Origin of the sequence: Salinivibrio sp. ES.052, from assembly GCF_900141775.1 — a bacterium.
Classification (GTDB): domain Bacteria; phylum Pseudomonadota; class Gammaproteobacteria; order Enterobacterales; family Vibrionaceae; genus Salinivibrio.
In genome coordinates this window covers 1,612,891-1,639,082 of the sequence record NZ_FSRI01000001.1, presented here as the reverse complement: position 1 = coordinate 1,639,082, position 26,192 = coordinate 1,612,891, and the positions used below count along the sequence as shown (strand labels likewise).

At 48.2% G+C, this 26,192-nt stretch carries 22 protein-coding genes and 1 pseudogene; 21 read left to right on the top strand and 2 right to left on the bottom strand.

All coding sequences use genetic code 11. The features are described 5' to 3' along the window. The first annotated feature begins 1 nt into the window (after position 1). Positions 2 to 1,081 (top strand): AI-2E family transporter, encoded by a 1,080-nt coding sequence (locus tag BUQ98_RS07560; protein ID WP_074213205.1) that lies wholly within the window; start codon positions 2 to 4, stop codon positions 1,079 to 1,081. 106 nt (positions 1,082 to 1,187) lie between these two features. After that, entirely contained in the window at positions 1,188 to 2,624 is a 1,437-nt protein-coding gene (locus tag BUQ98_RS07555) for an FAD-dependent oxidoreductase (RefSeq protein WP_074213204.1), read from the top strand. A gap of 66 nt (positions 2,625 to 2,690) precedes the next feature. On the opposite strand, the gene bcp is transcribed toward BUQ98_RS07555, so the two are convergent. Further along, positions 2,691 to 3,161 (bottom strand): thioredoxin-dependent thiol peroxidase, encoded by a 471-nt coding sequence (bcp, locus tag BUQ98_RS07550; protein WP_074213203.1) that lies wholly within the window; start codon positions 3,159 to 3,161, stop codon positions 2,691 to 2,693. A gap of 267 nt (positions 3,162 to 3,428) precedes the next feature. Here bcp and dapA point away from each other — a divergent pair, with 267 nt between their 5' ends. The 19 genes and pseudogenes from dapA to BUQ98_RS07460 all read left to right on the top strand — a co-directional run bounded on the left by dapA (position 3,429) and on the right by BUQ98_RS07460 (position 24,785). Beyond that, positions 3,429 to 4,307 carry a 4-hydroxy-tetrahydrodipicolinate synthase gene (gene dapA / locus BUQ98_RS07545; protein ID WP_074213202.1) on the top strand — a complete coding sequence of 293 codons (879 nt, stop codon included), beginning with the start codon at positions 3,429 to 3,431 and terminating at the stop codon, positions 4,305 to 4,307. Positions 4,308 to 4,322: 15 nt separating this feature from the next. Next, on the top strand, positions 4,323 to 5,354 hold the full coding sequence (bamC, locus tag BUQ98_RS07540) for an outer membrane protein assembly factor BamC (RefSeq protein WP_074213201.1): 1,032 nt from the start codon (positions 4,323 to 4,325) through the stop codon (positions 5,352 to 5,354). A gap of 59 nt (positions 5,355 to 5,413) precedes the next feature. After that, the gene (gene purC / locus BUQ98_RS07535; RefSeq protein ID WP_074213200.1) at positions 5,414 to 6,127 is read left to right on the top strand and encodes a phosphoribosylaminoimidazolesuccinocarboxamide synthase; all 714 of its coding nucleotides are present in this window, start codon (positions 5,414 to 5,416) and stop codon (positions 6,125 to 6,127) included. A gap of 282 nt (positions 6,128 to 6,409) precedes the next feature. Continuing rightward, positions 6,410 to 6,928 carry a type VI secretion system effector Hcp-2 gene (gene hcp-2, locus BUQ98_RS07530; RefSeq protein WP_074213199.1) on the top strand — a complete coding sequence of 173 codons (519 nt, stop codon included), beginning with the start codon at positions 6,410 to 6,412 and terminating at the stop codon, positions 6,926 to 6,928. A gap of 85 nt (positions 6,929 to 7,013) precedes the next feature. Further along, the gene (locus tag BUQ98_RS07525; RefSeq protein ID WP_074213198.1) at positions 7,014 to 9,074 is read left to right on the top strand and encodes a type VI secretion system Vgr family protein; all 2,061 of its coding nucleotides are present in this window, start codon (positions 7,014 to 7,016) and stop codon (positions 9,072 to 9,074) included. A gap of 2 nt (positions 9,075 to 9,076) precedes the next feature. After that, entirely contained in the window at positions 9,077 to 10,579 is a 1,503-nt protein-coding gene (locus tag BUQ98_RS07520) for a Tle-like phospholipase domain-containing protein (protein ID WP_074213197.1), read from the top strand. Positions 10,580 to 10,585: 6 nt separating this feature from the next. After that, positions 10,586 to 11,509 carry an ankyrin repeat domain-containing protein gene (locus BUQ98_RS07515; protein ID WP_254813894.1) on the top strand — a complete coding sequence of 308 codons (924 nt, stop codon included), beginning with the start codon at positions 10,586 to 10,588 and terminating at the stop codon, positions 11,507 to 11,509. A 14-nt stretch (positions 11,510 to 11,523) separates the two neighbouring features. After that, on the top strand, positions 11,524 to 12,459 hold the full coding sequence (locus tag BUQ98_RS07510) for an ankyrin repeat domain-containing protein (protein ID WP_254813893.1): 936 nt from the start codon (positions 11,524 to 11,526) through the stop codon (positions 12,457 to 12,459). A gap of 14 nt (positions 12,460 to 12,473) precedes the next feature. Further along, the gene (locus tag BUQ98_RS07505) at positions 12,474 to 13,397 is read left to right on the top strand and encodes an ankyrin repeat domain-containing protein (RefSeq protein ID WP_254813892.1); all 924 of its coding nucleotides are present in this window, start codon (positions 12,474 to 12,476) and stop codon (positions 13,395 to 13,397) included. A gap of 29 nt (positions 13,398 to 13,426) precedes the next feature. Next, a complete protein-coding gene (locus BUQ98_RS07500; protein ID WP_074213196.1) occupies positions 13,427 to 14,389 on the top strand; it encodes a DUF4123 domain-containing protein in 963 nt (320 codons plus the stop codon). Positions 14,390 to 14,391: 2 nt separating this feature from the next. Continuing rightward, a complete protein-coding gene (locus BUQ98_RS07495) occupies positions 14,392 to 15,291 on the top strand; it encodes a DUF4123 domain-containing protein (RefSeq protein WP_074213195.1) in 900 nt (299 codons plus the stop codon). Beyond that, complete coding sequence (locus tag BUQ98_RS07490; RefSeq protein WP_074213194.1) at positions 15,288 to 20,048, top strand: RHS repeat-associated core domain-containing protein; 4,761 nt, start codon at positions 15,288 to 15,290, stop codon at positions 20,046 to 20,048. The genes BUQ98_RS07495 and BUQ98_RS07490 overlap by 4 nt, the downstream gene beginning before the upstream one ends. Positions 20,049 to 20,050: 2 nt before the next feature. Then, on the top strand, positions 20,051 to 20,365 hold the full coding sequence (gene imm45, locus BUQ98_RS07485; protein ID WP_074213193.1) for an Imm45 family immunity protein: 315 nt from the start codon (positions 20,051 to 20,053) through the stop codon (positions 20,363 to 20,365). Between the two features lie 184 nt (positions 20,366 to 20,549). Continuing rightward, entirely contained in the window at positions 20,550 to 21,692 is a 1,143-nt protein-coding gene (locus BUQ98_RS07480) for an RHS repeat domain-containing protein (protein ID WP_083605230.1), read from the top strand. Between the two features lie 12 nt (positions 21,693 to 21,704). After that, positions 21,705 to 22,109, top strand: a complete 405-nt coding sequence (locus BUQ98_RS07475) for a hypothetical protein (RefSeq protein ID WP_074213192.1) — start codon at positions 21,705 to 21,707, stop codon at positions 22,107 to 22,109. Between the two features lie 289 nt (positions 22,110 to 22,398). Further along, entirely contained in the window at positions 22,399 to 23,493 is a 1,095-nt protein-coding gene (locus tag BUQ98_RS07470) for an RHS repeat-associated core domain-containing protein (protein WP_074213191.1), read from the top strand. After that, positions 23,483 to 24,121, top strand: a complete 639-nt coding sequence (locus tag BUQ98_RS07465; protein ID WP_139294662.1) for a hypothetical protein — start codon at positions 23,483 to 23,485, stop codon at positions 24,119 to 24,121. Before BUQ98_RS07470 ends, BUQ98_RS07465 begins: the two co-directional genes overlap by 11 nt. 262 nt (positions 24,122 to 24,383) lie before the next feature. After that, a pseudogene (locus tag BUQ98_RS17205) lies at positions 24,384 to 24,449 on the top strand (hypothetical protein); the annotation flags it as partial. A 57-nt stretch (positions 24,450 to 24,506) separates the two neighbouring features. Continuing rightward, positions 24,507 to 24,785 (top strand): RHS domain-containing protein, encoded by a 279-nt coding sequence (locus BUQ98_RS07460; RefSeq protein ID WP_254813891.1) that lies wholly within the window; start codon positions 24,507 to 24,509, stop codon positions 24,783 to 24,785. Between the two features lie 72 nt (positions 24,786 to 24,857). Here BUQ98_RS07460 and BUQ98_RS07455 read toward each other — a convergent pair whose 3' ends face one another. After that, positions 24,858 to 25,781 carry a hypothetical protein gene (locus BUQ98_RS07455; RefSeq protein ID WP_074213189.1) on the bottom strand — a complete coding sequence of 308 codons (924 nt, stop codon included), beginning with the start codon at positions 25,779 to 25,781 and terminating at the stop codon, positions 24,858 to 24,860. Positions 25,782 to 26,192: the final 411 nt, after the last annotated feature.

Below are 26,192 nucleotides of genomic sequence, written 5' to 3'. Positions count from 1 at the left end.
TATGTTTGATATGTTACATCGCTGGTATCGGCGACGATTTTCTGATCCTCATGCCGTCAGCTTGGTTGCGATCCTCTTATTTGGCTTTATTACGATTTACTTTTTCGGCAACTTATTAGCGCCTTTGCTGGTTGCGATTGTGATGGCCTATTTGCTCGATTGGCCTGTCAATCGCCTCAGTCGTCTCGGGCTTCCACGCACGTTGTCGGTGCTGGTGGTGATTACGTTGTTCGTGAGCCTAACACTGATGGCGTTGTTTGGCTTAGTGCCGACCATTTGGAACCAAGGGGTGAGCCTTGTCGCCGATGTGCCGAACATGTTTAATAACATGCAATCACTGATGCTGAGCCTGCCTGAACGGTACCCGGAGTTGATTAACCCCCACATGGTGAATACGTTTGTGGATACGCTGCAAAACAAGGTGCTTAACTTAGGAGAAACCTTAGTCAAAGGCTCTCTTTCTTCGTTAGTCAATTTAGTGGCAGTGGCGGTTTATCTAATTTTAGTGCCGCTTTTGGTCTTCTTTCTACTTAAAGACAAAGCGCAAATGTTGGCCATGTTTAAAGGGTTGCTTCCTCGTAACCGCCGCCTTGCGTCGCGAGTGGGCCATGAGATGAACCAACAGATCTCTAATTATATTCGTGGCAAAGTGACAGAGATTATTATTGTGGGTAGCGCGAGTTATCTCACCTTTACGCTTCTTGAACTGCGTTATGCCGTACTGCTTAGCGTTGCAACCGGTTTCTCCGTGCTTGTGCCCTATATTGGCGCAGCCATTGTCACTGTTCCCATCGCGATTGTGGCCTTGTTCCAGTGGGGATTGGAGCCTGGTTTTTGGTATGTGATGATTGCTTATGGCGTCATTCAAGCACTGGACGGCAACGTTCTTGTCCCCGTGCTTTTCTCTGAAGCGGTGAATTTACACCCAGTGGCCATTATAATAGCCGTACTGGTTTTCGGTGGACTCTGGGGCTTTTGGGGGGTATTTTTTGCCATTCCATTGGCGACCTTAGTGAAAGCGGTGTGGCAAGCACTACCAGTGATTGAACTCGACGATGATCCAAAGGTAGGTGTTGAGTGATCCATCTTGCTGGCAGCCCCCTAAATAATGGGGCTGAGCGGCTTGAGAGTAAGCGTTAACCGCGATCAGTTTGGCCCACAGAAGTAGAAATGAAAACAGGGTTGGCATGGCACAACACAGTCAAGAACAATCGCAATTAGAAGGGTTCCGCGTCGCGGTGATCGGTGGCGGAGTGGCAGGTACAACAGCAGCAATGCGACTGGCCGAGCGTGGTGTTGACACCCAGGTGTTTGAGGCGGGAACGGGCTTGGTTAGTGGTCCGCCAATTTGTCATCTTCATGCGGGCGGTAACCTTTACCGAGAAATCTCTCTCGATCAGTGCTTAACCCTCCTCGAACAGTCTGTCGCGACCGTGCGTATGTATCCGCACTCTGTGAACCGGCGCCCGACCGTATTGGCAGTGCCGAAGCAAGATCCAGGCTCATTGGACAGTGTGATCGCTCGGTTAGAAACCTTACGTGAGCGTTACAAGCAACTGGTCGAGATCGACGGTGATAATAAGGTCATGGGTGAACCCAATGATTATTTTCGCTTATATCAGCAAGACACGTTGGAAGCATTGCGCACTCAGGATTATGACAGCCTGACGGATTCGGCGGATCAATGGATGTGGCCAGTGGCACAGTCGCTCGATTTAAGTGCGATGAAATACCCGCTGGTGCTCGTGCAAGAGTATGGGCTTAGTGTGTTTCGCTTAGCGGCGGAAGCGCAATTAACGCTTGCCGATACACCGCACTGTCAGCTTAATTTTAATCACAAAGTGATCGATACCGAGCCAACGGGTTCAGGTTGGCAGGTCACGTACCGAGATAAGGCCGGGCAGATACAAACCACCGAGGTCGATTATTTGATTAATGCTGCCGGGTTCCGCACTGGCACCATTGATGACATGGCAGGTTTTGGACGTCAGCGTCTGGTTGAGTATAAAGCGGCCTATGTCGCCCACTGGACACGCACTGAGTGTCAATGGCCAGAAATCATTGTCCATGGCCAACGTGGCACCCCACAAGGCATGGCCCAGTTAACACCGTATCCTGATGGTTTTTTCCAATTGCATGGTATGACACAAGATGTGACGCTCTTTGAGCGTGGATTAGTGCACAGTTCGACGGCATCCGCGCAACCTAATGTTGACGCGCGGTATGTGAAAAATATTGATCAAGGCTGGGATTGGGAAGAAGTGTGTCAGCGTACGGATCGCGCCATTGAGCACTTTGCTCAATGGTTACCCGCGTTTAAACAGGCTGAAGTTGGCGGCAAACCCTTATGCGGTGCACAGCAAATTCCTGGCGAAGATCCATCATTACGTGCTTCAGATGTTTCTTTTGATGGTGAGCGTTATGCGCGGATGGAAATTGTGAAAGCCTCGTCGGCCTTAACTGCTATTAACAAAATACTCATCCAGTTTGAGGATGCCGGCTGGATTTCACCCACGTCTTATCATGTGTTGACTCGGCCATCGACAGCCAACATTGTGGATACAGCGTGTGAATTTGCCGTTCGGCGAGGGTATCCAGAGGCTTTAGCGAAGCCCGTTGGTTGATCCTAACCAATGAAAAAGCGCACGGGTGACCGTGCGCTTTTTTAATGGATCGGCTGGAATCTCGCCTTAGGCTTGGTTCAAATAATCCAATACGACTTGATGATGATCTTTGGTCTTAAATTTATTAAACACATGTTCAATCTTCCCGTCTTTACCGACCAAAAAGCTCAGGCGATGAATACCATCATATTCCTTACCCATGAATTTTTTCAGTCCCCACACACCAAATGCATCCGCTACGGCATGATCTTCGTCGCTCAACAGTGTGAAGTTAAGCGCATCACGTTCCACAAAGCGCGCCAATTTTTTTACTGGATCCGGACTGATCCCCAGCACCACAGTATCTAACGCGTCAAGCTCTGCTTTGGTATCCCGCAAGGAACACGCTTGAGTGGTACAGCCTGGTGTCATCGCTTTAGGGTAAAAATACACCAGCACGCGCTTTTCGCCTTGAAACTGGCTTAAGGTGACGGTGTCGCCATTTTGATCTTGCAGTGAGAAATCGGGCGCTTGGGCGCCTTCGTTTAATGTTTGCATGCGCTGCGTTTCCTTTTTGTCGGTAAACCGAATTCAAGATGATAGAGCGTGCGAGGAATTACGCAAGTTTTTGATAATGCGATCACGGGCCTGACAGGGTTTTACCTTTTATTGACGCTGGCTGGTATCTTAATCGATTATAAAATTCAAAGCCTGAATTTGACGACGAAAAAATATCGAATAAGACACGCTTGGGCGTAGGGTTATTCTTGTGTTTACCCTGCGCCAAAAGTAACATTGCAAGCATAACCAATAAGGGAGACGAACATGGTTTCTGGAAGCATTGTGGCGCTCGTCACACCAATGGATGCACACGGCGAAGTTGATTACGTTAGCCTGGAAAAACTGGTCGAGTTTCATATCCAAGCGGGCACTGATGCGATTGTCGCAGTGGGCACGACAGGTGAGTCGTCGACAGTAACCGTGGATGAGCACATTAAAGTTGTGCTGAAAACCTTGGAATTTGCTAACGGACGTATTCCGGTTATTGCGGGAACTGGCGCCAATGCCACCCATGAAGCAATCACTTTCAGTAAAATGTTTGCCGGCTCGGGTGTTGCGGCATGCCTTAGCGTTACCCCTTATTACAATAAGCCTACCCAAGAAGGCCTATACCAGCACTATAAAGCCATTGCTGAAGCCACCGATTTGCCCCAGATCCTTTACAACGTTCCCGGTCGTACGGCGGTTGATCTCCAACCTGAAACCGTGGCACGTCTAGCTAAGTTTGACAATATCATCGGCTTAAAAGATGCAACGGCCGATGTGAGTCGAGTCGCCATTCATCGGGAACTTTGTGGCGAGAACTTCCTCTTATTCAGTGGTGATGATTTAACAGGCCTCGATTTTGTCCTAGCAGGAGGGCACGGGGTGATATCAGTGACCAATAACGTTGCGGCCGCGCAAATGGCCAAAATGATTAAATTGGCACGTGTGGGTGAAGCGGAGCAAGCACATGCAATTAACGAGACGCTAATCCCCTTACATCGCCACCTTTTTGATGAAGCTAATCCGATCCCTGTGAAATGGGCTGTCCGAGAGATGGGCTTGATTGCCGATGGCCATCTTCGTCTGCCATTAACCGAATTAAGCGAGCACTTGCGTCCAGATGTTCGAGAGGCCATACAGATTGCAGGTGCTGTTTAAGCCGTTGGAGTGTCAATGAAACCAGTATTTAAGCTCGGCCTTTGTGCCATCATGGCCACCGGTTTGGTGGCCTGTAGTGGTGGCGTCGAGCAGCGCCGTCAAGCCAAAGATGATTTTGGCTACTTGCAAACAACCCCACTGTCACAGTGGAAAACGTTGCCAGAACAAGCGCCTTATTTTTCTACCAACTATCAAATACCTGAGCAAGACTTTAAGGGCGAAATCGGCAAAAATGTCGATATTCGTCCGCCGCGACAAGTGCTCGATTTAGTTCCTGGAGCCCGTATAGAGCGAGATAGCCGTGGTGTGACCATTGCTGTTGCTAACGAAAAACAACTGGCTCAACTATGGCAAACTGTCGAGGGTCTTGCGGAAGATGAGGCCATTCCGGTTGTGGCACAAACAGCAGACCAAATTGAAACCGGTTGGATTGCTTGGGAAAAAGAAGACAGTGCGCATCAAGCGCGATTTCGTTTGTCTCGATTAGAGCAGGGTCGTCGATTTGCATTGGGCGTCAACATGATTGAGTCTCGTGCGAAAGCCAATGATGAGCCACTCACACCTGCACTTCGCGAACGTTACAACACCCTAATGACAAACGTGATCACGGTGAGCCATGACGCGGCTTTGCGTGCAGAGGCACGTCGTTTGGCTGAGCAGCGCCAGTCGGATATCCCGATCAGTTTTGGTTCTGATCGCAGCGGGTTACCGGTCATTATCGCGCGTGCGCCTTACGATGTCGTGTGGGAAAAGCTTCCAGCCATTATCGAACCCTTGGGCTTCTCGGTCGAAAGCCGAAATCAGTCGCAAGGCACCGTTAAAACGCGTCACGTTGCGCCAAGTGATGAGCGCTGGCAAGCACTGAGTGTCGAGCCTATTTCGTTCCCAGATAACAGTTATACGCTATTGCTGGGTGACTTGGGGAACCGCACGTCACTCAATGTGACTAACAGTGATGGTAAACCCGTTGACGAAGCCACATTAAAAGCGCTGAGCCCAGCGTTGAAAGCGGTTATCGCGAAACGTAATCAGGTGGCATCACCGTAATTTTATAGGGACGCTGCAGAGCGTCCCTTACTTTTAGTGCCTAATGGAGATGATGGGTAATGGAAAAACGTGCTGAGTTGTATCGCGGTAAAGCCAAATCTGTGTACGCAACAGATGATCAACACCGCTTTGTTCTGCACTTTCGCAATGATACGTCCGCATTTGATGGTGAACGTGTTGAGCAACTTGAGCGAAAAGGGGAAGTGAACAACAAGTTTAACCACTTCATCATGCAAAAACTTGAACAGGCAGGGATCCCAACGCAGATGGATCAGCTGTTGTCAGAGACCGAGTGTCTGGTTAAAAAGCTCGATATGATCCCTGTTGAGTGTGTGGTGAGAAATATTGCCGCGGGCTCACTATGTCGTCGTCTTGGGGTCGAAGAGGGCACGGCACTGACTCCGCCGACCTTCGAGCTGTTTCTAAAAAATGATGCGCTACATGATCCTATGGTCAATGAATCCTTGTGTGAATCACTCGGGTTTGCGACGCAAGCGCAACTCGCGACCATGAAATCACTGACGTACCGAGTGAACGACGTGCTTAAAGCCTTGTTTGCCGAGGGTGACTTGTTGTTGGTCGATTATAAGTTGGAGTTCGGTGTCGATCATCAAGGTAATATCGTACTCGGTGATGAGTTTAGTCCAGACGGTTGTCGCTTGTGGGACGCCAATACCCGTGAAAAACTGGACAAAGACCGTTTCCGTCAAGGCCTAGGTGGTGTTGTTGATGCATACATTGAGGTGGCAAAGCGTATCGGCTTAGCGCTCTAATTTTTCGGCTCAAAAAGCAAACGTTTGCTTTTTGTGTTAATAAAATAGCGCCTACTATGGCGCTATTTTTTGATTCTCCATCATTAATCCAACCCTCTTTCTATGCGAGCAAAAAGTTGCTCAGCTTGGGCAACTTCTTGCTCAGTGCTTACAAAAAATTGGTCAGCATGATCTTAAGTTGTTGAAATTATAGAGTTAAAAAACTGGCATGAAATTGGCACGTTAGGGATGATGCGTAACCAAGGTGGTTATGCCTAATACTAAAAACTGATAGGAGCAACTATGCCAACGCCATGTTATATCTCGATTGAAGGTGAAACTCAGGGTTTGATTACTGCCGGTGCCTGCACCGCTGATTCAATCGGTGATGCATTCGTTGAAGGTCACGAAGATGAAATGCTGGTTCAGCAGTTTGATCACAATGTTACTGTTCCAACTGACCCACAGTCTGGTCAGCCATCAGGTCAACGTGTTCACAAACCATTCAAGTTTACCGTTGCGCTAAACAAAGCCGTTCCTCTGCTTTATAACGCGCTGTCTTCGGGTGAGAAAATGTCTACCGTCGAGCTGAAGTGGTATCGCACTTCGATTGAAGGTAAACAAGAAAACTTCTTTACCACCAAGCTGGAAAACGCCTCTATCGTCGATATCCACTGTGAAATGCCACACTGCCAAGACCCTGCAAAGTCAGATTTCACTCAGAATCTGACCGTATCTATGTCTTACCGTAAAGTGACATGGGATCACGTCAACGCGGGCACTTCAGGGTCAGATGACTGGCGTAAGCCGATCGAGGCGTAAATCCAACACGTCGCGATATAAATCGAGTAGCCCACTGGCACAGTGGGCTACTTGCTTTCTCATCATATAGAGGTAGACATTAATAATGGCAACGCTGAGATTTTCACTGGTTGTAGACGGTTTATCAGAAGACACCTTTGTTGTGCGTGAATATCAAGGGCGAGAGTCCGTGTCTGATAGTTATGCAGACGGTCATCCTCTGTATGGTTATCGCTATGACATCGCACTCGCCAGCCGCCAACCAGGGATCACTGCCGAACAAACCGTTGATAAGAAGGCGCTACTGACGGTATTTCGCAATGAAGAACCCGTGCAGTACGTACACGGTATTGTCCGTCGCTTTACGCACAAAGAGATTGGTCACCATCACACGTTTTATTCTCTTATCTTGGTACCGTCGCTAGAGCGCTTATCATTACGTCGAAATAGCCGTATTTTCCAACACCAGACAGTGAAAGATATCCTCTCAACCTTGTTAACGGAGATGGGAATTACTGATGTTAGCTTTACTCTCAAGCGAGACTTACCTGAGCGTGAATTCTGTGTGCAATACAGAGAGAGCGATTTAGCGTTTTTGCATCGCTTAGCGGCTGAAGAAGGGATTAACTATTACTTTACTCATCTAGAAGATAAGCACACTGTTCACTTCTACGACGACTCTTCGCTGATTGATAAATATAGCAAGCCTGTTGAGCACAACAGCCGGGCAGGGGGTACTTACAGCGACCCTTATGTTCGCCACATCGATATCAGTGACCAAAGTGAGTCAAACAAAACCGTCCTCAAGGACTATAGCTTTAAAAAACCGGATTACAGTTTTCTTCAGCCTCACGAGGCGGATGGCACCGCCTATCAGCGCACGGATTATGAATATTTTGATGCCCCTGGTCGTTACAAAGATGATGCCAGTGGCAAAGCCTTTACTCGCATTCGTAACGAGTTTTTACGACGCGAGGCCTCAACCGCCCAGGGACAAAGCTATGTGCCTGCACTGCAAGCGGGTGTGAAATTTGACTTGATTGAAAGCTTGCACAAACCGGCTAACCGAGATTGGTTGGTGGTGAGTGTGTCGCATGTGGGTACGCAACCTCAGGCGCTCGAAGAAGAAGGCGGAACCGGTGCAACCACGTACCATAACCATTTCAAAGTGATCCCTGCCACACGACAATGGCGTGCCACGCCACAGCCTAAGCCACAAGTTGATGGACCCATGATTGGCGAAGTGGTCGGCCCGAAAGGCGAAGAGATATTTTGTGATGAGCACGGCCGTGTGAAGGTGCACTTTCCGTGGGATCGAGAAAGCAAACAAGATGAGCACAGCTCATGTTGGGTACGGGTGTCCCAAGGTTGGGCGGGCGCGCAATACGGCTTTATGGCGGTCCCTCGCATCGGCCATGAAGTGATCGTGTCTTTCCTTAACGGCGATCCAGATCAACCGATTATTACTGGGCGCACGTATCACGCGACGAACGTGCCACCGTATTTGCTCCCTAACCACAAAACGCGCACGGTACTCAAAACGCAAACCCACCAGGGTGAAGGGTCGAATGAAATCCGCTTTGAAGACCAAGCGTCCATCGAGCAAATCTACATTCATGCTCAGAAAGACCAAGATATTGTCACCGAAAACATCCATCGCGAATTTGTGGGAGTGGATAGTCACCGTCAAGTCGGGCGCAACACTTATCAATCTGTGACAGAAAACAGCCATCGCATGGTTGGCAAAAATGTCGTTGAAGAATTTGGTCAAGATCACCACCAGAAAATTGGCCGCAACCTCGTGCAGCGTATCTTGGGTAAACTGAGTCGCTTTATTTCTGGCGGCATGATCACCAAAGTTGAAGGCGGGATCGTCACACAAGCCACGGCCTCGGAAGAGAAAGAGATCGGTGCTAACCAACGGACCAAAGTCAGTAATGAAAGTTACTTAACCGCCAAAGACATTGTGCTGGAAGCTGGCAATGAGTTAACGATTAAAGGCCCCGGTGGCTTTGTCAAAATTGACGGCGGCGGGATCACTATCTCTGGCACCAAAGTGAAGATCAATGAAGGCGGCTCTCCCGGTAAAGGCACGGCACCCACCATGGTTCAGCCTGATGAGACAGATAAGCCTCAGCAGCCTGATGATCCGGACCGACGGGGGTAATTATGCCAAGTGCTGGAAGACTCGGAGACAGTGCGGCAGGGCATGGTTGCTTCCCTGCCACCCCCATTATTAGCGGTAGCCCCGATGTGTCAATCAATGGCAAGCCAGCAGCACGTAAAGGTGACCCTGTACTGCTTCATGCTTGCCCTTGTCCGAAAATGCCCCACGGTATTCATGGGCGTAGCATTAGTGCAGGGTCGTCGAATGTTTCCATCAACGGAAAGCCGGCCTCACGGGTCGGCGATGCCATTGGTTGTGGCGGTCAGGTTGCTGCGGGTTCAGGCGACGTGTTTATTGGTGATACGCCTTACCAGTCACCATCACATGATTGTGGTGAGGGGGCGGCTAAAAGCAATGCGCCTTTTTTGCGGATCTTGCCTTTGGTCAACCCGGTTGAAGCACTTTGGTCAAAACCGATTTACAGCCCTGGCTACTTTAAGTCTGTGGCTGAGCAGCAGCTCAAGGGCTCCATCACGCAAGCGCTACCCGAGGAATTACCACCTCTCGGTCAAGACTTATCGTCGTTGGTAAAAAGTGGCGGCTCACCCGAACAAATGCTGTATGTGTTAGAAAAAGGCACCACTAAAGCCAAGCGACGCAAAGCACGAGAAGCGATCACTGAGCGTGCCAGCGAGAAAGAGCCAGACGTTGCTGAACGATTTACGCAAGATATGGACGCGGCTGAAAAAGCGATGCTCAGTGAACATATCTATACCCTCGATAAACCGAAGGAAAAGTTAACAAAACATCGTCAACAAGTCGCCGAGGATTTTAAACATGACTCAGGCTGGAAGCTGGCGAGTGACGATGACTTAAATGATTTAGGCTTGTCACGTAAAGACTTACGTGTTGAAGGAAGTAATTTCCGAGCTCAAGTGTATATGCCAGATCACAAAGTGTTTGGGTCGGAGGCGAAGCCAGTATTGGTTTTCCGAGGCACAGAAGCGTTGGGAGACTGGACCAAAGGCAATATTCCTCAAGGCCTTATGGGAAGGTCAAAATACTATAAACAAGCAGTTAAACTGGGCGATAGAATTAAAAATAAAGGTATACCGATTGATATAGCTGGACACTCATTAGGGGGCGGTTTGGCCTCTGCGGCCTCGAAAGCCGGTAATTTTCCTGCCACCACCTTTAACAGTGCTGGATTGCATAAAAAGACCGTTGAGCGATATGGGGTACCCAAAGTACAACAAGGCAGTGATGGTAATATTACTCGTTATCGAATAGAGGGGGAAGTGCTTACCCATGCGCAAGAAAAGATGCCCGTTTTAAGGCGTTTACCAAGCGCGGTTGGTAATACCACCCAAACATTTTCCAAGCCGAAATCATTAACAGCTCAGACGCAAAGCGTTGGCGCGGCTCCTGGTACTAACGTAGCGATAGCAGAAAATACCGACGTTACGCTAAAAGAGCGAGTCAATTTACATGGTATGGATATGATGCGCGAAGCTATCGAAGATCGTAAAGTCGATGATTTACACATGCTAGCCAAGCAGGTTTAAACCGCGATGAAATACATTTTTTTAGTTATCTTGGCAGGTATTGTACTGTCAGTTGCCGCAAAAGCAGGAGTGCTGAATATGTTCCGTAGTAAACCCTATCCAGAGGTCTTTTTTGAGGGAGAATTGTTGGCCGTTGCTGAGGCGATGAAAGCCCATGATATCGATAAAGCGAAAGCGTTAGCGGAAAAACTGCCAGAGATTGATACGCCAGGAAACGAGAATTTTACCCTGTTAGCGTTTGCGGTAGCTGATACCAATATTCCAGCCATCAAAATGTTGATAGCGCTAGGGGCCGACCCTGCCACCAAATTCGGTGAAGGCGAGGAGGCACAGTCTGTTGCTTACTTTGCCATGTGGCGCAAAACGACAGATGCACTTAAAGCGATGTTGGAAGCGGGAATGGATCCAAATTTAACCGATGAATATGGTGAGACGCTGATTTTTGATGTGCCAGACCTAGAAGACAATGACGCGCTGAAATTATTGGTTGAGTTTGGCGCGAATGTAAATGCCAGAAACGGTTTAGGACAAACACCGCTATTAGATTTCATCAGAGTAAACATGGATGAAGTGCTTTATCTCTTGGAGAACGGTGCTGATCCTTTTGTGATAGACAATGGTGGACTGAGTGCAGCCTATTCGGTTCAACAGTCACTAGATAGTATGGATAAATCCACCGAAGCATATCAAAAAATGCTGAACATTCAGCAGAAGATGATTGAGCTCGGTGTGCAGTTTCCCGCTTTGACGCCATATGGAGAGCGTTTTAGAAACAATATTGTGTACTGCGTTAAACCAAGAGGTTATCGCCCTCGCGAAGAGTGTGAAGAGGAAGGGACGCATCCTTATCTAAAACCGCAATCAGACGCATCTAAACGGCAGGATGAAAAGATACTGCGAGAGCGTTATGGCATTGATGCCAATCTATAAGCGAGGCCTATAAGGTGTTAAAGGTAACAGCCATCGGAATAGGGATTGTGCTTTTGCTCTGGGGAGCAAAAGCCGGCGCTTTTAATCTATTCCGCAGTAAACCCTATCCAGAGGTCTTTTTTGAGGGGGAATTATTAGCCGTTGCCCAAGCAATTAAAGCTCATGATATCGATAAAGCGAAAGCATTAGCGGAAAAACTGCCGGATATTGATGCTCACGGTAATGACCATTTTACCCTGTTAGCGTTTGCGGTGGCTGATACCAATATTCCAGCTATCAAGATGCTGATGGCGCTGGGAGCTGATCCTGCCGCCAAAATTGATAACGCCGTGATAGCCGATACGGATGTTTCAGAAACGGTGGCGCATTTGGCAATGAGGCTTAAAACCACAGAGCCACTAAGAGCGATGTTGGAAGCTGGCATGGATACCGAAATAAAGAGAGGCAGTGGTACGCTGATTTTTGATGTACCGGACCTAGAAGATAATGACGCACTGAAGCTGTTGGTTGAGTTTGGCGCGGACGTGAATGCTAAAGATAGTCTCGGAGAAACGATTTTATTCAGATTTATAAGGGTTATGTTTGATGAGGCACTCTATCTTTTGGAGAACGGGGCCGATCCCTTTGTGATGGATCACTCCGGAGTAACTGCCGCTTTCGTAGTTCAGAGTCGTTTGCAACGCATGGATAAATCCACCGACGCATATCAAAAAATGCTGAAAATTCAGCAAAAAATGATTGAGCTCGATGTAAAGTTTCCCGCTTTAACGCCATATGGTGAACGTTATCGACTCGATATTGTGTGGTGTGACGATCCTGAAGGCTATTTAACACGCAGTGAATGTAAGCTTGTGGGTGAAAATGAATTTCTAGCACCACAATCAGACGCATCTAAACGACAGGATGAAAAGATACTGCGAGAGCGTTATGGCATCGATGCCAATCTATAAGCGAGGCCTATAAGGTGTTAAAGGTAACAGCCATCGGAATAGGGATTGTGCTTTTGCTCTGGGGAGCAAAAGCCGGCGCTTTTAATCTATTCCGCAGTAAACCCTATCCAGAGGTCTTTTTTGAGGGAGAATTATTGGCCGTTGCCGAGGCGATGAAAGCCCATGATATCGATAGGGCGAAAGCATTGGCGGAAAAACTGCCAGAGATTGATGCGCCAGGCAACGAGCATTTCACTCTATTAGCCTTTGCGGTGGCTGATACCAATATTCCAGCTATCAAGATGCTGATGTCACTAGGAGCCGACCCTGCTGCCAAATTCGGTGAAGGCGAGGGGGAACAGTCTGTTGCTTACTTTGCCATGTGGCGCAAAACGACAGATGCATTTAAAGCGATGTTGGAGGCGGGAATGGATCCGAATTTGACCGATGAATATGGTGAGACACTGATTTTTGACGTGCCGAATTTAGAAGATAACGACTCACTGAAACTATTGATCGAATTTGGTGCTGATGTGAATGCTAGAGACGGTTTAGGACAAACACCTTTATTAGATTTTATCAGCGTAAAGTTTGATGAATCACTGTATCTTTTAGAGCATGGCGCTGACCCTTTTATTATGAAAAACAGTGGATTAACGGCCGCTTATGCAGTTCAAGAGCGCTTGGAGAGCATGGATAAATCCACCGGCGCGTATCAAAAAATGCTGAATATTCAGCAAAAGATGATTGCGCTCGGTGTACAGTTTCCCGCTTTAACGCCATATGGAGAACGTTATCGACTCGATATTGTGTGGTGTGACGATCCTGAAGGCTATTTAACACGCAGTGAATGTAAGCTTGTGGGTGAAAATGAATTTCTAGCACCACAATCAGACGCATCTAAAAAGCAGGATGAAAAGATACTGCGAGAGCGTTATGGCATTGACGCCAAATTATAAATATTAACAGAGTCAGTTAGGCATTTTATATGGTAGATACTACGCATAAAACCCCCTTTGAAGTATTGTCACAATCAAAAGATAAACTGTTTTATTTTATTTTTGATGCTGTGCAAAACCCCGAAGCCAGAACATTCTGGGAAGCGATGGCGTCTGGAAACGATGTGGCGTGGGAGTATCTTTATCAGGGTACAGAGTATGCACACCTTATGGATGCCTCACCACTCATCATTGAGATCAAAGAAGGTAAGCCCGGAGAAACACTACTTTATTGGATCCATGATTATACCCAACGCTTCCCAAATGCCGGTCTTGTTGGCGTTTATAATGGCTCGATGGCTTCGCTTCATTCTCACTGGCAACAGTGGGTGAGTATTATCGATAAGTCAGGCACATCCCGAATGCTGCGCTTTTACGACACCAGTGTGTTGCTAGAACTTTTTGACGTTCTCACCGATGGTCAGAGAGGCGCATTTATAGGGGCGCATGAGGCACTCTATATGCCGGATGTGATTGATGACAAGCCGATGCTTTTACCGTGTTGGGATGAGGAAACGGGTTCGCCTTGGGCGCCACAAGACGCTTTGTCGTCGCCCATCGTCTTAACGCCTGAACAGCACGATATCTTCTTCTGGCCAGAAAGAGTTGAAGAGCTAATTGCGTCTGTTTACTCTGACTTAGCCCCTAATTACGCATGGTTACTGAAAAGGCAAAACGTTAGAAACTGCTTTATCGAAGGCCTGCATATTGCCAGTGAAAAATATCCCAATGCGACACGAAACGAGTGGGAAACATTCGCACACACGCGTTTTTACCTCGGTGATAAGTTCTATCAGCATCCGGAATTTGAGCGTCTACTAACGATTTTCCCGATAAAAAAAGCCATTACTGTGTTTTATAACAAGCACAAAGGCGATGAGTTGCTCAAAACAAAATATACCACCCGCGGATGGTTAGGCATTGAAGGCCGCGCCACACTGATCACAGAGTAAATATGATGCCTAATCAAGCGTCCGAGAATTCATTAGTCAATCGGTTATCAGCACCGTTTTGCGCGGTGGTTGATGCGGCGGTGTGTCCGCAAGTTTTCCAAGCAATCGATGACGACGCACTCGCGACCCATCGGTTGTATTGGGGCAAAATGGGCGAGATCCACCATTCGCTATCGCCTTACTTGCTGGTCAATCCCAGCATAGATTGGCTAGTGACGCTGAGTGAAGAGCAGCCGAACTGGGGCATCGCCTTTGTGTTTGATGATCCGCTTATCAACCAAGATGAAGAGAGTCTCTTCATTCGTGCGAAGCGTTTTTGGCAAACGTGGATACAGGTTAAGGATACCTATCAACAAACCGTATTGCTGCGATTGTTCGATAGGCAGGTGTTTCAAGCGCTATGGCAGGCCTCATCAGACACAGAAAAGCAGGCATTAAGTGGGCCGTTTAAATATGCGCTGTTCGGTACACTTAATGATACCGAGGGAGAAACCCTCCCCTTGCGTCCAGAATCGGCAGAAAAGGCCACCTGTCCGCCATTGCCGCGTGCGCTGAGCGAGGCGCAATATGCCGCTCTCTTGAATCTATCACTGCCAAAGCAGTATCAAGCCTACAAAACGCATCTACAGACCCACCATGAGCGCACACAGGCATGGTCAGAGACGCAATGGACGCAATTCATTGAAACCGGTGTGAGCGAAGCAAGCGCCAACGGATTTCAGCAACAGCAAGATATTGTTCGTTTTCTTAGCTTAAAAATCGAGCTAGGCGATACCTTCTATCAAGAGGCGTGGGCACAGAAGATCATTACCCGACCCATTATCGATGGGCAAAAAACGCCTATGGATCGTCTATTTGAGCAAGCTTTAATTCTACTAGATAAGGAATCTTCGTCGTCATGAGCAGTAATGCAAAGGCCGCTTTGCTCTCGAGTTCACAGGCCGCCCAACAAAACTTTTCAACAGACAACATATTAGAAGGTGGCTGCGTTGAGTGTGCCTGTGAAACGTTTATTCGTTACCATTACGACGATGATAAGCCCGTGCCCAATGCCCCCTTTGTGTTGACTGATAGCAAGCAAACGCAAATTGAAGGGAAAACCGACGATCAGGGGCTGTGCAAGATCCAGAACATGGGGTGTGGGGGCTATGAGATTTTGCTACAAGAGGGAGACGATGAGTTCGAGCCAGAAGAAGTGCTGGAGAACAATCCCGTCTTGCAAGACTCGCCGGAATATGCGGCACTGGCTGGCGAATACTTCGCCCTCTATACCCTTTTAAACCGTAAAGGCTATCTGTTTTACGATGCAGACGACAGCTCGGCGGATAGCATTGACGTTGATCGAAGCTGGACAAAGTGGATCCCCGATGACTATGAGCCCGCTTATGAGCGGTTTTGGGTTCTTCACCGTGAAATAAACCAAGGGACACGCAAGCAAAAAGAAGCGGTTCAAAAAATGTATAGCAGCCTAGCCGGTGAGACGGCAGGTATGGCGCAAGATAATCCAGCCTTATTGTTATTTGTTGAAATCGCGTTAGGTTGCGTCCCTGTGGTCGGACAGGCCATTGATTTATATGATTTGGGCGATTGGAGCTGGCGGACTTATGAGCAAGAGTCATTAGATAACTGGCATTGGGCCGAGGGAACCTTGATAGCCATCGGTTTCGTGCCTGGGTTAGGGGATGCGGCGAAAAAAACCGGCTGTGCCATTTTAGATGCCCTCAAAAAAGCCGATTCTCGGGCAATTCAACTGGCGATGAAAATCATCCGAAGCTTGTCGAATGGCAACCTCGTCAAGTATTTGGCCGATTTTGATAAAACGCTTAAAAGTTGCGCCAAGGAAGCGAAAGAGTTAATCAACAAAACCATTTTTGGCTTAGAAAAAGTGGTGATGCAAAGCGATAGCTGGATCCTGCGTCTTGCGTCCGGTGCCATCCTTGGAATGATTGATGGCTTGAAATCCTTGCTTCAAAAAATCGATGACATGCTCGATTGGATCAAAGGAAAATTTGATGAGTTCAAGGGCAAAATTATTACGGTTAAGCCCGGCACCGCGCACCCTAAAGAGACCCTTGAGGCGCCAGAAAACACCAACGCAGGCAAGGCAGACCCTCATCAAGAAACGCAAGATAAGGCTAATCGTCAAGCCAATAAAACCGACGGGGACGGAGCCTGTCAGCCTTCCAATAAATGTACGGGAAAAGGCGAACCTGTTGATATGCAAACGGGTAAAGCCTTTGAGCTACGGGAAGACTTTACCGTTGCGGCTCACTTGCCTGTGTCACACGAGCGCTACTATCACTCGCGCGGAGAGCGTCACACTGGCCTGATGGGTCGACTATGGCGAAGCAGTTGGGATATCAGTCTGACCATTGAAGGCGACACGGCGTTATGGATAGACAAAGACTATACCCAAGCACGCTTCCCGCTTCCGTTTACCGCGACGCCAACCCAATCGGCGATGAAGCCTGATTGGCGCTTACACCGAGACCCATCTGGGCACTTGGTACTCAAGCACAAAACCGGGCTGAGTTATCACTTTGGCTTTGCCGCGGGCAGCGTACTCAAAGTCACCAAAATCCAAGATAGCTACGGTAACAGCACCCAGTTTGTTTATCAGCACGCCACATTAAAGTGGGTGGTATTAACAGATCAGCGCTTAATCAAGGTTGCCACTGAGCGTAACCGCATTACCGCCTTAACCTTGTGTGAGCGCGATAAAACGGTGATCCGTGAATTGGCGCAGTATCAATATGACGAGCAAGGCTTTTTGCTCTCGGTGCGCGCGGAAGCGGGGCGGAATTTTGACTACCAATACAATCAAGCCGGTCACCTTATTCGTTGGCAAGATAAGGCCAAGACTTGGGTTGAACATGATTACGATGAGCAAGGCCGAGCCCTTGCGACACGTTGTGCGGGTGACTACTGGAGCGACCACATCCGCTACGACGACGAGCAGCGGATCCATTACTACAAAAATGCGTTTGGTGGCATTACCGCTTACCACTTAGACGAACGCAACCGCGTGGTGAAAACCGTGGCGCCAGATGGTAGCACCATCACTCAAACGTGGGATAACGACAACCTGATTAGCCAAACCAGTGCATTGGGTGAGACAACCTTCTATGCCTACGATGACTGGGGGAATGTAACCGACGTAATGCTACCGGATGGGGCGGTGCATGCTTATCAGTACAACGAGGAAGGCCATCTACTCGGTTATACCGACCCTGAAGGTGCGACATGGACGTATCAATACAACCCACAAGGGGATGTGATTGCCGCAACTGATCCTGAAGGGCGGGAAACCACGCTGACTTATACCCCAGAAGGGCATCGAGAAAGCCTAACGGAGCCCGATGGCACCACCACGCGCTATACCTACAATGAACTCGGATTATTGGCCCGCGTAGAGCCCCAAGTGGGCATGGGTATGCGGTTTGAATACGATCGCCAAGGGCGGTTATGCCGACGCATCAGTGACAATAACTTGGTCCGGACGTGGCACTACCAAAACGATAGCCTCACCCCAAGCAGCGTTTGTTACGAAGATGGCACTGCCGCTTACTTTGAATACGACATTGAAGGCAATCTGGTTAAAGTCACCGATGCACTGGGGCATAGCCAGTCGTTCGATTACGACGCGTTTGACTTATTGTCTCAGGCGATTGACCCTCTCGGGGCGGTGACTCGCTACCACTACAATGCCGAAGCAGAGTTTGCTGGGGTCACCAACAGTCAAGGCCATGACTGGCGCTACACCTTTGATAAACAAGGGCGTGTAGTTAGCCAGCAGCACTATGATAAGCGCGTTGAGCAGTACGAGTACGACGCAGCAGGGCGGCTGAGTCGTCACACCAAACCCGATGGCTATCAACACCAATACGACTACGACCAAGGGGGGCGGGTTAGCCACATCCACACCTTCGATGCGTCGGGCGCACCAGCGGGGCAAACCTGGTACGAATACGACGCGGCCTCTCGCCTGACCTACGCCGAAAATGGTGACGCGTGGGTAGGGCTACGCTATAGCCCAGCAGGGTTATTGGTGGAAGAAACCCTTAATGGCACCACACTGGCCTATCAGTACGATGAAGCGGGACGCCGTATAGAGGCCAAAGGCACAGAAACCGCGCGCCAGTATGACTGGCACCATCATCAGCTGACACAGGTTCAAATCGGTGCTCACCAGCCGCTTGATTTTGCTTATACCCCACAAGGGCAAGAGCAACAGCGAGGTAACCAACAAGGCTTTCGTTTAACCCATCAATGGAGTGAGCGAGGTCTACTAACACAACAAGGGCTGGGCCAACACCAAGACCCGTTGCGGCGTTACCACTACGACGCCCTTGACCGCTTAATTGGAATCGATGATAACCACCGTGGCAGTCATCGGTTTACGCTTAACCCTAATGGCCAAGTGGTTGGGGCTCGACAACAAAAAGCGTCACAACCAAACGGGCGATTTATGCACCTGTTTGGTTACGACAGCGAACTGAACCTCAATGAGACGGGGTTTGCGACCGAATACAGCCAACAGCAACAAGTCGTGTCGCTGGCCGATGCGCGGGTGCAGCGCCAAAAGCTTCGCCATGACCGCGCAGGGCGTGTATTAGAAACCGGCCGTTTTCGCTATCGCTATGATGCTTGCGGCCGGGTGATTGAAAAGACCGAGAACAAAGCAGGTTACCGGCCACAGGTAACGCGGTTTAGCTGGAACGCGGATGACCGCTTAACCCACATTGAACTGCCCAACGGCACGCGGTATCGCTACCGCTACGACCCCTTTGGGCGACGCATCGCCAAAGAATGTGCGCACAGCGACACACAAACCCACTATCTGTGGGACGGCGCGCATATTGTGCAGCAACAACAGGCCACGGCTGATGGGCAAGTCCTACAGCAAACCGAATACCTCTACGAGCCCGGCAGCTTCCGCCCGATGGCGCAAGTGACCCACCATAATCAAGGCAGCGAGCTGCATTACATCGTGACTGACCACGCGGGCACACCGCAAGAGCTGTGTAATGAACAAGGTGATATTGTCTGGCGGGGCGAGCAAGCGCTATGGGGCCATTACCACGGTCAATCACAACGCCACTGGCAGCGACACGAAGAAGCGGCCAACGACAGTATACAGTGTGACCTTCGCTACCAAGGACAACTTGAAGACCCAGAATCGGGCCTTTACTATAACGTAAACCGTTATTACGATGCAGACAGTGGCCAGTATCTTAGCCCCGACCCGATAGGGTTTGCGGGAGGATTAAGGCCACAGGCGTATGTTGCCAACCCACTAGAGTGGGTGGATCCGTTGGGGTTGGCAGGGTGTCCTTTACCCAATGGGCAGAGCGTTGCAGATTTTGAAAAAAGCTTAGTAAAGCTACCTGCAAATGAGAGAGTTGCAGCTGTAAAGGTTATGTCACAAAAAGTAGCCGAGTCTCATAATTGGCAAAGAGTAAAACGAGTGGAAAAGTTGAACCCTGGAAGGACAGTATATACAGATGGAAAGTCTTATTACTCTGTTGACACGCAACATGGACGTTTTGAGCAAATAGGAATGAAAAAAGGAAACCATATGGGTGAAGTTGATATGGGACTTAATCAGATCCCTAATAGCCTAGATAAAAGCGGTGGACATGATTTAAGGGTCAAATAGTTATGAAATTAGTTGATTATGAGTCTGATAGTGTTTCTAGAGGTGCTATCTTTAGATTTCCAGCCGTTTGGCCATATGAAGATTACCTAGATTTACTTGTTGTGAGTATGCCTGATGATGATTCTGAATATGGTTTGGTAATATCAACAGGCCACAAAGCAGGGTTGGTATTAGTTCGGTTGCCAAAAGAGAGTGAACATAATGAGAAGAGAGCTATTAAAAAAGATTGGCTTATCGATAATTGGGCTAAATGGATATATCCTGAATGTGATGTCGATAATGTTTACATAATAGAACATTATCCTTCTCCTAAGTAAGCTAGTTATTATTGAATCGGTTTTCTGTGTTTTTTGAGGGTGATCATAGTTCTGTGTCACCGAGTAATCACTGACTCACATAACCCTCGCTACGCCCCTCGACGTCGCCGATTAGCTGAGGCGGCGTCACGTTCTAGTTCTGCACTGGAGATATCCACTTTTATGATGCCTCCAATACACTTGCGTGCAGTACCAAATACGCCGCCATGACCGCGCAGGGCGTGTATTAGAAACCGGCCGTTTTCGCTATCGCTATGATGCTTGCGGCCGGGTGATTGAAAAGACCGAGAACAAAGCAGGTTACCGGCCACAGGTAACCCAGTTTAGCTGGAACGCGGATGACCGCTTAACCCACATTGAACTGCCCAACGGCACGCGGTATCGCTACCGCTACGACCCGTTTGGGCGACGTATCGCCAAAGAATGTGCACACAGCCAAACACAGACTCACTACCTGTGGGACGGCGCGCACATTGTGCAGCAACAACAGGCCACGGCTGATGGGCAAGTCCTACAGCAAACCGAATACCTCTACGAGTCCGGCAGCTTCCGCCCGATGGCGCAAGTGACCCACCATAATCAAGGCAGCGAGCTGCATTACATCGTGACTGACCACGCGGGCACACCGCAAGAGCTGTGTAATGAACAAGGTGATATTGTCTGGCGGGGCGAGCAAGCGCTATGGGGCCATTACCACGGGCAATCACAACGCCACTGGCAACGACGCGAAGAAGCGGCCAACGACAGTATAGCGTGTGACCTTCGCTACCAAGGACAACTCGAAGACCCAGAATCGGGCCTTTACTATAACGTAAACCGTTATTACGATGCAGACAGTGGCCAGTATCTTAGCCCCGACCCGATAGGGTTTGCGGGCGGGTTAAGGCCGCAGGCCTATGTTGCCAACCCACTGGAGTGGGTGGATCCGCTGGGGTTGACCCCATTAAATCAGGGGGGATTCTCGTTCTATGGTTTGTATGATGAAGGTGCTAGTAAACCGTACTATATAGGGTTATCAAATAACCCTACTAAACGAGAGTTACAGCACTTATCTTCTGGCCGTTTAGCTGGAGATGCTCAGCTAGTCGTGTTAGAGAGTGATTTAAACTATGCTCAAGCGAGAGGTTATGAACAGGCGTACATTGAAGAATATGGCACTAAAACTGGTGTCAGAGGAAAAGATATATCAATTACAAATCGCGGTAATAAAGTTAATTCTTTTGATAAAGAAAGAGTAGATGCCCGAGGAGTAGCTTTTAATGATGAGTATAATAAAGCTAAGATTGATATTAATGGAAGAAAACCCAGGAAAGAATGTAATAAGTAAAGCGGACTTGTCATGAGAAACGTATCAGAGAAAGATGTGTATGCTATCCCTTTAGGAATACTAGATGTTTCAGATGCGACATCTATGTCGAAAATGAAACCTCAGAATATCAGTTCTAGTTTTGCATATTGTGCAGTGGTAAGGAAAGAAGATTCAATTGGTTTACAGATAATCATATCGAGTGAGATTGATGGTTGGAAAAATAGTGTAGATAAAAGAATATTTGATCATTTATTAATGGAGCCTTTAGTCACGTCAGGTCTAGCTATTCAAAAGAAGAGGTGGAGGAGAGTAGATTGTCAAGGTGAAATATGTATTAGCAGTTATAATGAAAAAATTTCGACACCGGTTACTGTATGGAGGGGTTCTCAAATCGAAAAAAAGATAATGAAACTAGTTGATATAAATAATGATTAAAAGTTATTTGAGATAACAAGGGTATTAGAGAGGGTGTTCATAGTTCTGTGTCACCCAACGTTTAAAGATCTACGTAGTCGTCGAACCGTCCTTCGAAGTGGATGCTCAGTTGGGACAATGTCAGGTTCCAATTCTGCACGAGGGTGTTCAATATTCTTTGTCAGCCAATTTTTCATATATTTATATGATCATCAAGTCGATCTTCAACGTTGCTAATTAGCTGCGATAGCGTCACGTTCCAGTATTATATTGGAGGTATCCACTTTTCTGAAGCCTCCAACATACTTGTGTGCAGCGCCAAAAGCTTCGCCATGACCGCGCAGGGCGTGTATTAGAAACCGGCCGTTTTCGCTATCGCTATGATGCTTGCGGCCGGGTGATTGAAAAGACCGAGAACAAAGCAGGTTACCGGCCACAGGTAACGCGGTTTAGCTGGAACGCGGATGACCGCTTAACCCACATTGAACTGCCCAACGGCACGCGGTATCGCTACCGCTACGACCCCTTTGGGCGACGCATCGCCAAAGAATGTGCGCACAGCGACACACAAACCCACTATCTGTGGGACGGCGCGCATATTGTGCAGCAACAACAGGCCACGGCTGATGGGCAAGTCCTACAGCAAACCGAATACCTCTACGAGCCCGGCAGCTTCCGCCCGATGGCGCAAGTGACCCACCATAATCAAGGCAGCGAGCTGCATTACATCGTGACTGACCACGCGGGCACACCGCAAGAGCTGTGTAATGAACAAGGTGATATTGTCTGGCGGGGCGAGCAAGCGCTATGGGGCCATTACCATGGGCAATCACAACGCCACTGGCAACGACGCGAAGAAGCGGCCAACGACAGTATACAGTGTGACCTTCGCTACCAAGGACAACTCGAAGACGCAGAATCGGGCCTTTACTATAACGTAAACCGTTATTACGATGCAGACAGTGGCCAATACCTAAGCCCCGACCCGATAGGGTTTGCAGGCGGATTAAGGCCACAGGCGTATGTTGCCAACCCACTGGAGTGGGTGGATCCGTTGGGGTTGGCGGGTGCTGCTCATGGTGGTGAGGGCGAAGATGTTACAAAGGGAACACCTCCAGCAAATTTAAGCCCACCAGGCGCAGGTCGAACTGGTGCATTTAAAGAAGCTAAACGTCAGTCAGGTATTCCTACTAGTCAGCAACCGAGCAAAGTGGGGCCAAACCTAGATAAACGAGGAAAGGTTCAGCCTGGAAAATTATACGAGTTTGAGGTGCCTGCTGAAGGAGGTGGTACCAGAACTGTGAAAATTCGTGATGATGCTGGCGGTCATGATTACGGTCCTGGAAATCCTCAAAATAGAGGCTCTCATTTCAACAACGAAGTAGGTGATCACTTTGACTACTAATCTTAAACATACAAGTACGACGGACGTATCGAAGGAAAATGATACGTATCACATTAGTGAAGATAAACTTCCGGCAAGTATGAAGGTCGGAGCCTGTAGTTGGCTTCTACCTTCTAGAAGCCATTTTGAGGCCCGTCTCACTGTGTTGAAAATAATTTTTAGTTTGATCCTTGCGAAAATGCCTAATTTAAAGCTGTGGTATTTTGTGGGCGACTCTGCTTGGCAGAGTGATACTCGTATTATCCGTCATAAAAAGTTGTTTAAACGCCTTAAAGCTAGAGGGATAGAAGTTACCCATACCACTAAATCTATCGAGCATATGAAGGAAAGTGACGGAAAATTAAAATTCTTTGCTGCTACTTGTTGCTCAGAGTTATCTATAGATTCTATTGTTAAAGCTATAGCTGAGGAGCCATGCTCGTACATAGTGGCTGTGCCCGATAGTTTTGATATTGATTATACTCTTTGTATTGGTTGGGACGCGAGTGACTATATTGATCGCAATATTCTAGATAATGTTGTTCAGAGTGGTGGTTTACTTTTTAAGGTGATCGGAGCTTTTGATGATAAGGAAAGTGGTTTTGTTGGTTTTGGAAAGCCAGATATGGTAACGCAGCTAGTGCAGTGAGGCTACGAGAACATCAGGAGTGCCCAGATATGATCTTTTCCTAGGCATAACGTTACAGAAAAACGAGGGTGTTCATAGTTCTGTGTCACCGAGTAATCACAGACTCACATAACCCTCTATCGACGTTGCTGATTAGCTGCAGCAGCGTCACGTTCCAGTTTTGCATTGGAGGTGTCCACTTTTCTGATTCATGCAACATGCTTGCGTGCAGCACCAAAAACGCCGCCATGACCGTGAGGGCGTGTACTAGACACCCTTAACCCACATTGAACTGCCCAACGGCACGCGGTATCGCTACCGCTACGACCCGTTTGGGCGACGCATCGCCAAAGAATGTGCGCACAGCGACACACAAACCCACTACCTGTGGGACGGCGCGCATATTGTGCAGCAACAACAGGCCACGGCTGATGGGCAAGTCCTACAACAAACCGAATACCTCTACGAGCCTGGTAGCTTCCGCCCGATGGCGCAAGTGACCCACCATAATCAAGGCAGCGAACTGCATTACATCGTGACTGACCACGCGGGTACACCCCAAGAGCTGTGTAATGAACAAGGTGATATTGTCTGGCGGGGAGAGCAAGCGCTGTGGGGTCATTACCACGGGCAATCACAACGGCACTGGCTCAGTTCTGTCAGATGTACTGCTGTGGAATATTGACTTCAGCGAGGCCAAATAAGGCCTCGCTGGTTAATATACTTCCGGAAAAGTAAAGATAAACCGATGATTGCATTATTGAGTTTTCTGACACATTGGCTGCCCACTGGAGTGATAAGTTTCGCACTGCCAGCTCTGCTTTCCATCAGAAATGGTCGTTCCGTTCACTTTCACTGTTTTCGCCGAAATACCCTTAAATGAGTAAGGTTCAATACCGGCAAACCAGACATAATGACCATCCGAAACAAAATTACCTTCAAGCACTTTAAGCGCTTTCATGTCAACGTCAGCAGGAAATTCCAGACTCCGCTTCCCTGCAATCAGAAACCCTTTTTTATCTGCGGCAGCATTAAAACTCAGGCATTTAAAACTAGATGCATCCACATCATTGCGTAGCTCGCCGGAGTAATAGCTTTTCCCATCAATCGTAGCCCAACCTCGACAGTCTTCAGAAATTTTCACCTGATGTTGATAGGGTATTTTGACCGTTTTTTCCGCTACATAGAAATAATTTTTTGCATCATATCCGTGCCCGTAGGCACTCTTAAATGTTTTACCGTCTGCGCCTTTCAGTACCTTGCCGCTAATCAGTAAAATTGTATTTCCATTTCGGTAAAACGGATGATTCAGAGCCTGAAAATGCTCCAGGTCGATATCTACAGTTTGCTTACACAAAGCGAATGACCCTACATTTGTTACAAGGAAACTGCCTATGATACGTGCAGAATCCGTATCCAGCCCGGCAGGTAACTGGTCTGCATTACAATAATAATTGCCGGAGGAGTAGCCGATAGCAATGTCCTGCCCTTTATACAACAGCTGAAAATCTGCGGCTTTGGCATTTGCTAACGGCTGTGCCGGACGATTATTGAATCGTTGATATATGACATTTTGTTCAGCTGCTTTATACGGATAAATCGATTCTGCCTGAGCACTAAATCCACTGGTTGCTGCTAAAACAGCGACAACAGGAAATGACTTGAAAGTACGGTAATACATTGAAACCTTCATATTTTTTATGGGGTTAAGTCACTCAATCATCACATATAACAGAGCAATTGGTTTCTCATTTTTTACTGTTTTTGGGGCTTCTCCTAAAAACTGACAGATACAAGGCGAAACTTTTGCTGACAAGACCATCACAGAATCACTTTCATTGACTCACCTCTGATCCGTTAATATCAGCCAGCTTTTATCTCTCTACCAGATCATTGCATCCCGGTTCTGTTTCCATTGTGCTTTGATATCTGCATCGTAATTGAGATTTACGATGCACAAGTTGGCGAAGCATTGGCCAACGTGAAAGCGACGAACAAAGCCATAAGACTCGGTATGCTTGTTAATTACCGAGTTGAGCGATAGGATATATTCCTCTGGGAACAGTGCGCTAGGTGAATGATTTGTTCAACA

Excerpts from the sequence above, each read along its gene's own strand:
- purC (WP_074213200.1), top strand. The coding sequence starts at position 5,414 with ATGGAAAAACGTGCTGAGTTGTATCGCGGTAAAGCCAAATCTGTGTAC.
- BUQ98_RS07455 (WP_074213189.1), bottom strand. The coding sequence starts at position 25,781 with ATGTATTACCGTACTTTCAAGTCATTTCCTGTTGTCGCTGTTTTAGCA.
- BUQ98_RS07520 (WP_074213197.1), top strand. The coding sequence starts at position 9,077 with ATGCCAAGTGCTGGAAGACTCGGAGACAGTGCGGCAGGGCATGGTTGC.
- BUQ98_RS07525 (WP_074213198.1), top strand. The coding sequence starts at position 7,014 with ATGGCAACGCTGAGATTTTCACTGGTTGTAGACGGTTTATCAGAAGAC.
- BUQ98_RS07560 (WP_074213205.1), top strand. The coding sequence starts at position 2 with ATGTTTGATATGTTACATCGCTGGTATCGGCGACGATTTTCTGATCCT.
- BUQ98_RS07555 (WP_074213204.1), top strand. The coding sequence starts at position 1,188 with ATGGCACAACACAGTCAAGAACAATCGCAATTAGAAGGGTTCCGCGTC.
- hcp-2 (WP_074213199.1), top strand. The coding sequence starts at position 6,410 with ATGCCAACGCCATGTTATATCTCGATTGAAGGTGAAACTCAGGGTTTG.
- imm45 (WP_074213193.1), top strand. The coding sequence starts at position 20,051 with ATGAAATTAGTTGATTATGAGTCTGATAGTGTTTCTAGAGGTGCTATC.
- BUQ98_RS07475 (WP_074213192.1), top strand. The coding sequence starts at position 21,705 with ATGAGAAACGTATCAGAGAAAGATGTGTATGCTATCCCTTTAGGAATA.
- bamC (WP_074213201.1), top strand. The coding sequence starts at position 4,323 with ATGAAACCAGTATTTAAGCTCGGCCTTTGTGCCATCATGGCCACCGGT.
- bcp (WP_074213203.1), bottom strand. The coding sequence starts at position 3,161 with ATGCAAACATTAAACGAAGGCGCCCAAGCGCCCGATTTCTCACTGCAA.
- BUQ98_RS07490 (WP_074213194.1), top strand. The coding sequence starts at position 15,288 with ATGAGCAGTAATGCAAAGGCCGCTTTGCTCTCGAGTTCACAGGCCGCC.
- BUQ98_RS07495 (WP_074213195.1), top strand. The coding sequence starts at position 14,392 with ATGATGCCTAATCAAGCGTCCGAGAATTCATTAGTCAATCGGTTATCA.
- BUQ98_RS07500 (WP_074213196.1), top strand. The coding sequence starts at position 13,427 with ATGGTAGATACTACGCATAAAACCCCCTTTGAAGTATTGTCACAATCA.
- dapA (WP_074213202.1), top strand. The coding sequence starts at position 3,429 with ATGGTTTCTGGAAGCATTGTGGCGCTCGTCACACCAATGGATGCACAC.
- BUQ98_RS07515 (WP_254813894.1), top strand. The coding sequence starts at position 10,586 with ATGAAATACATTTTTTTAGTTATCTTGGCAGGTATTGTACTGTCAGTT.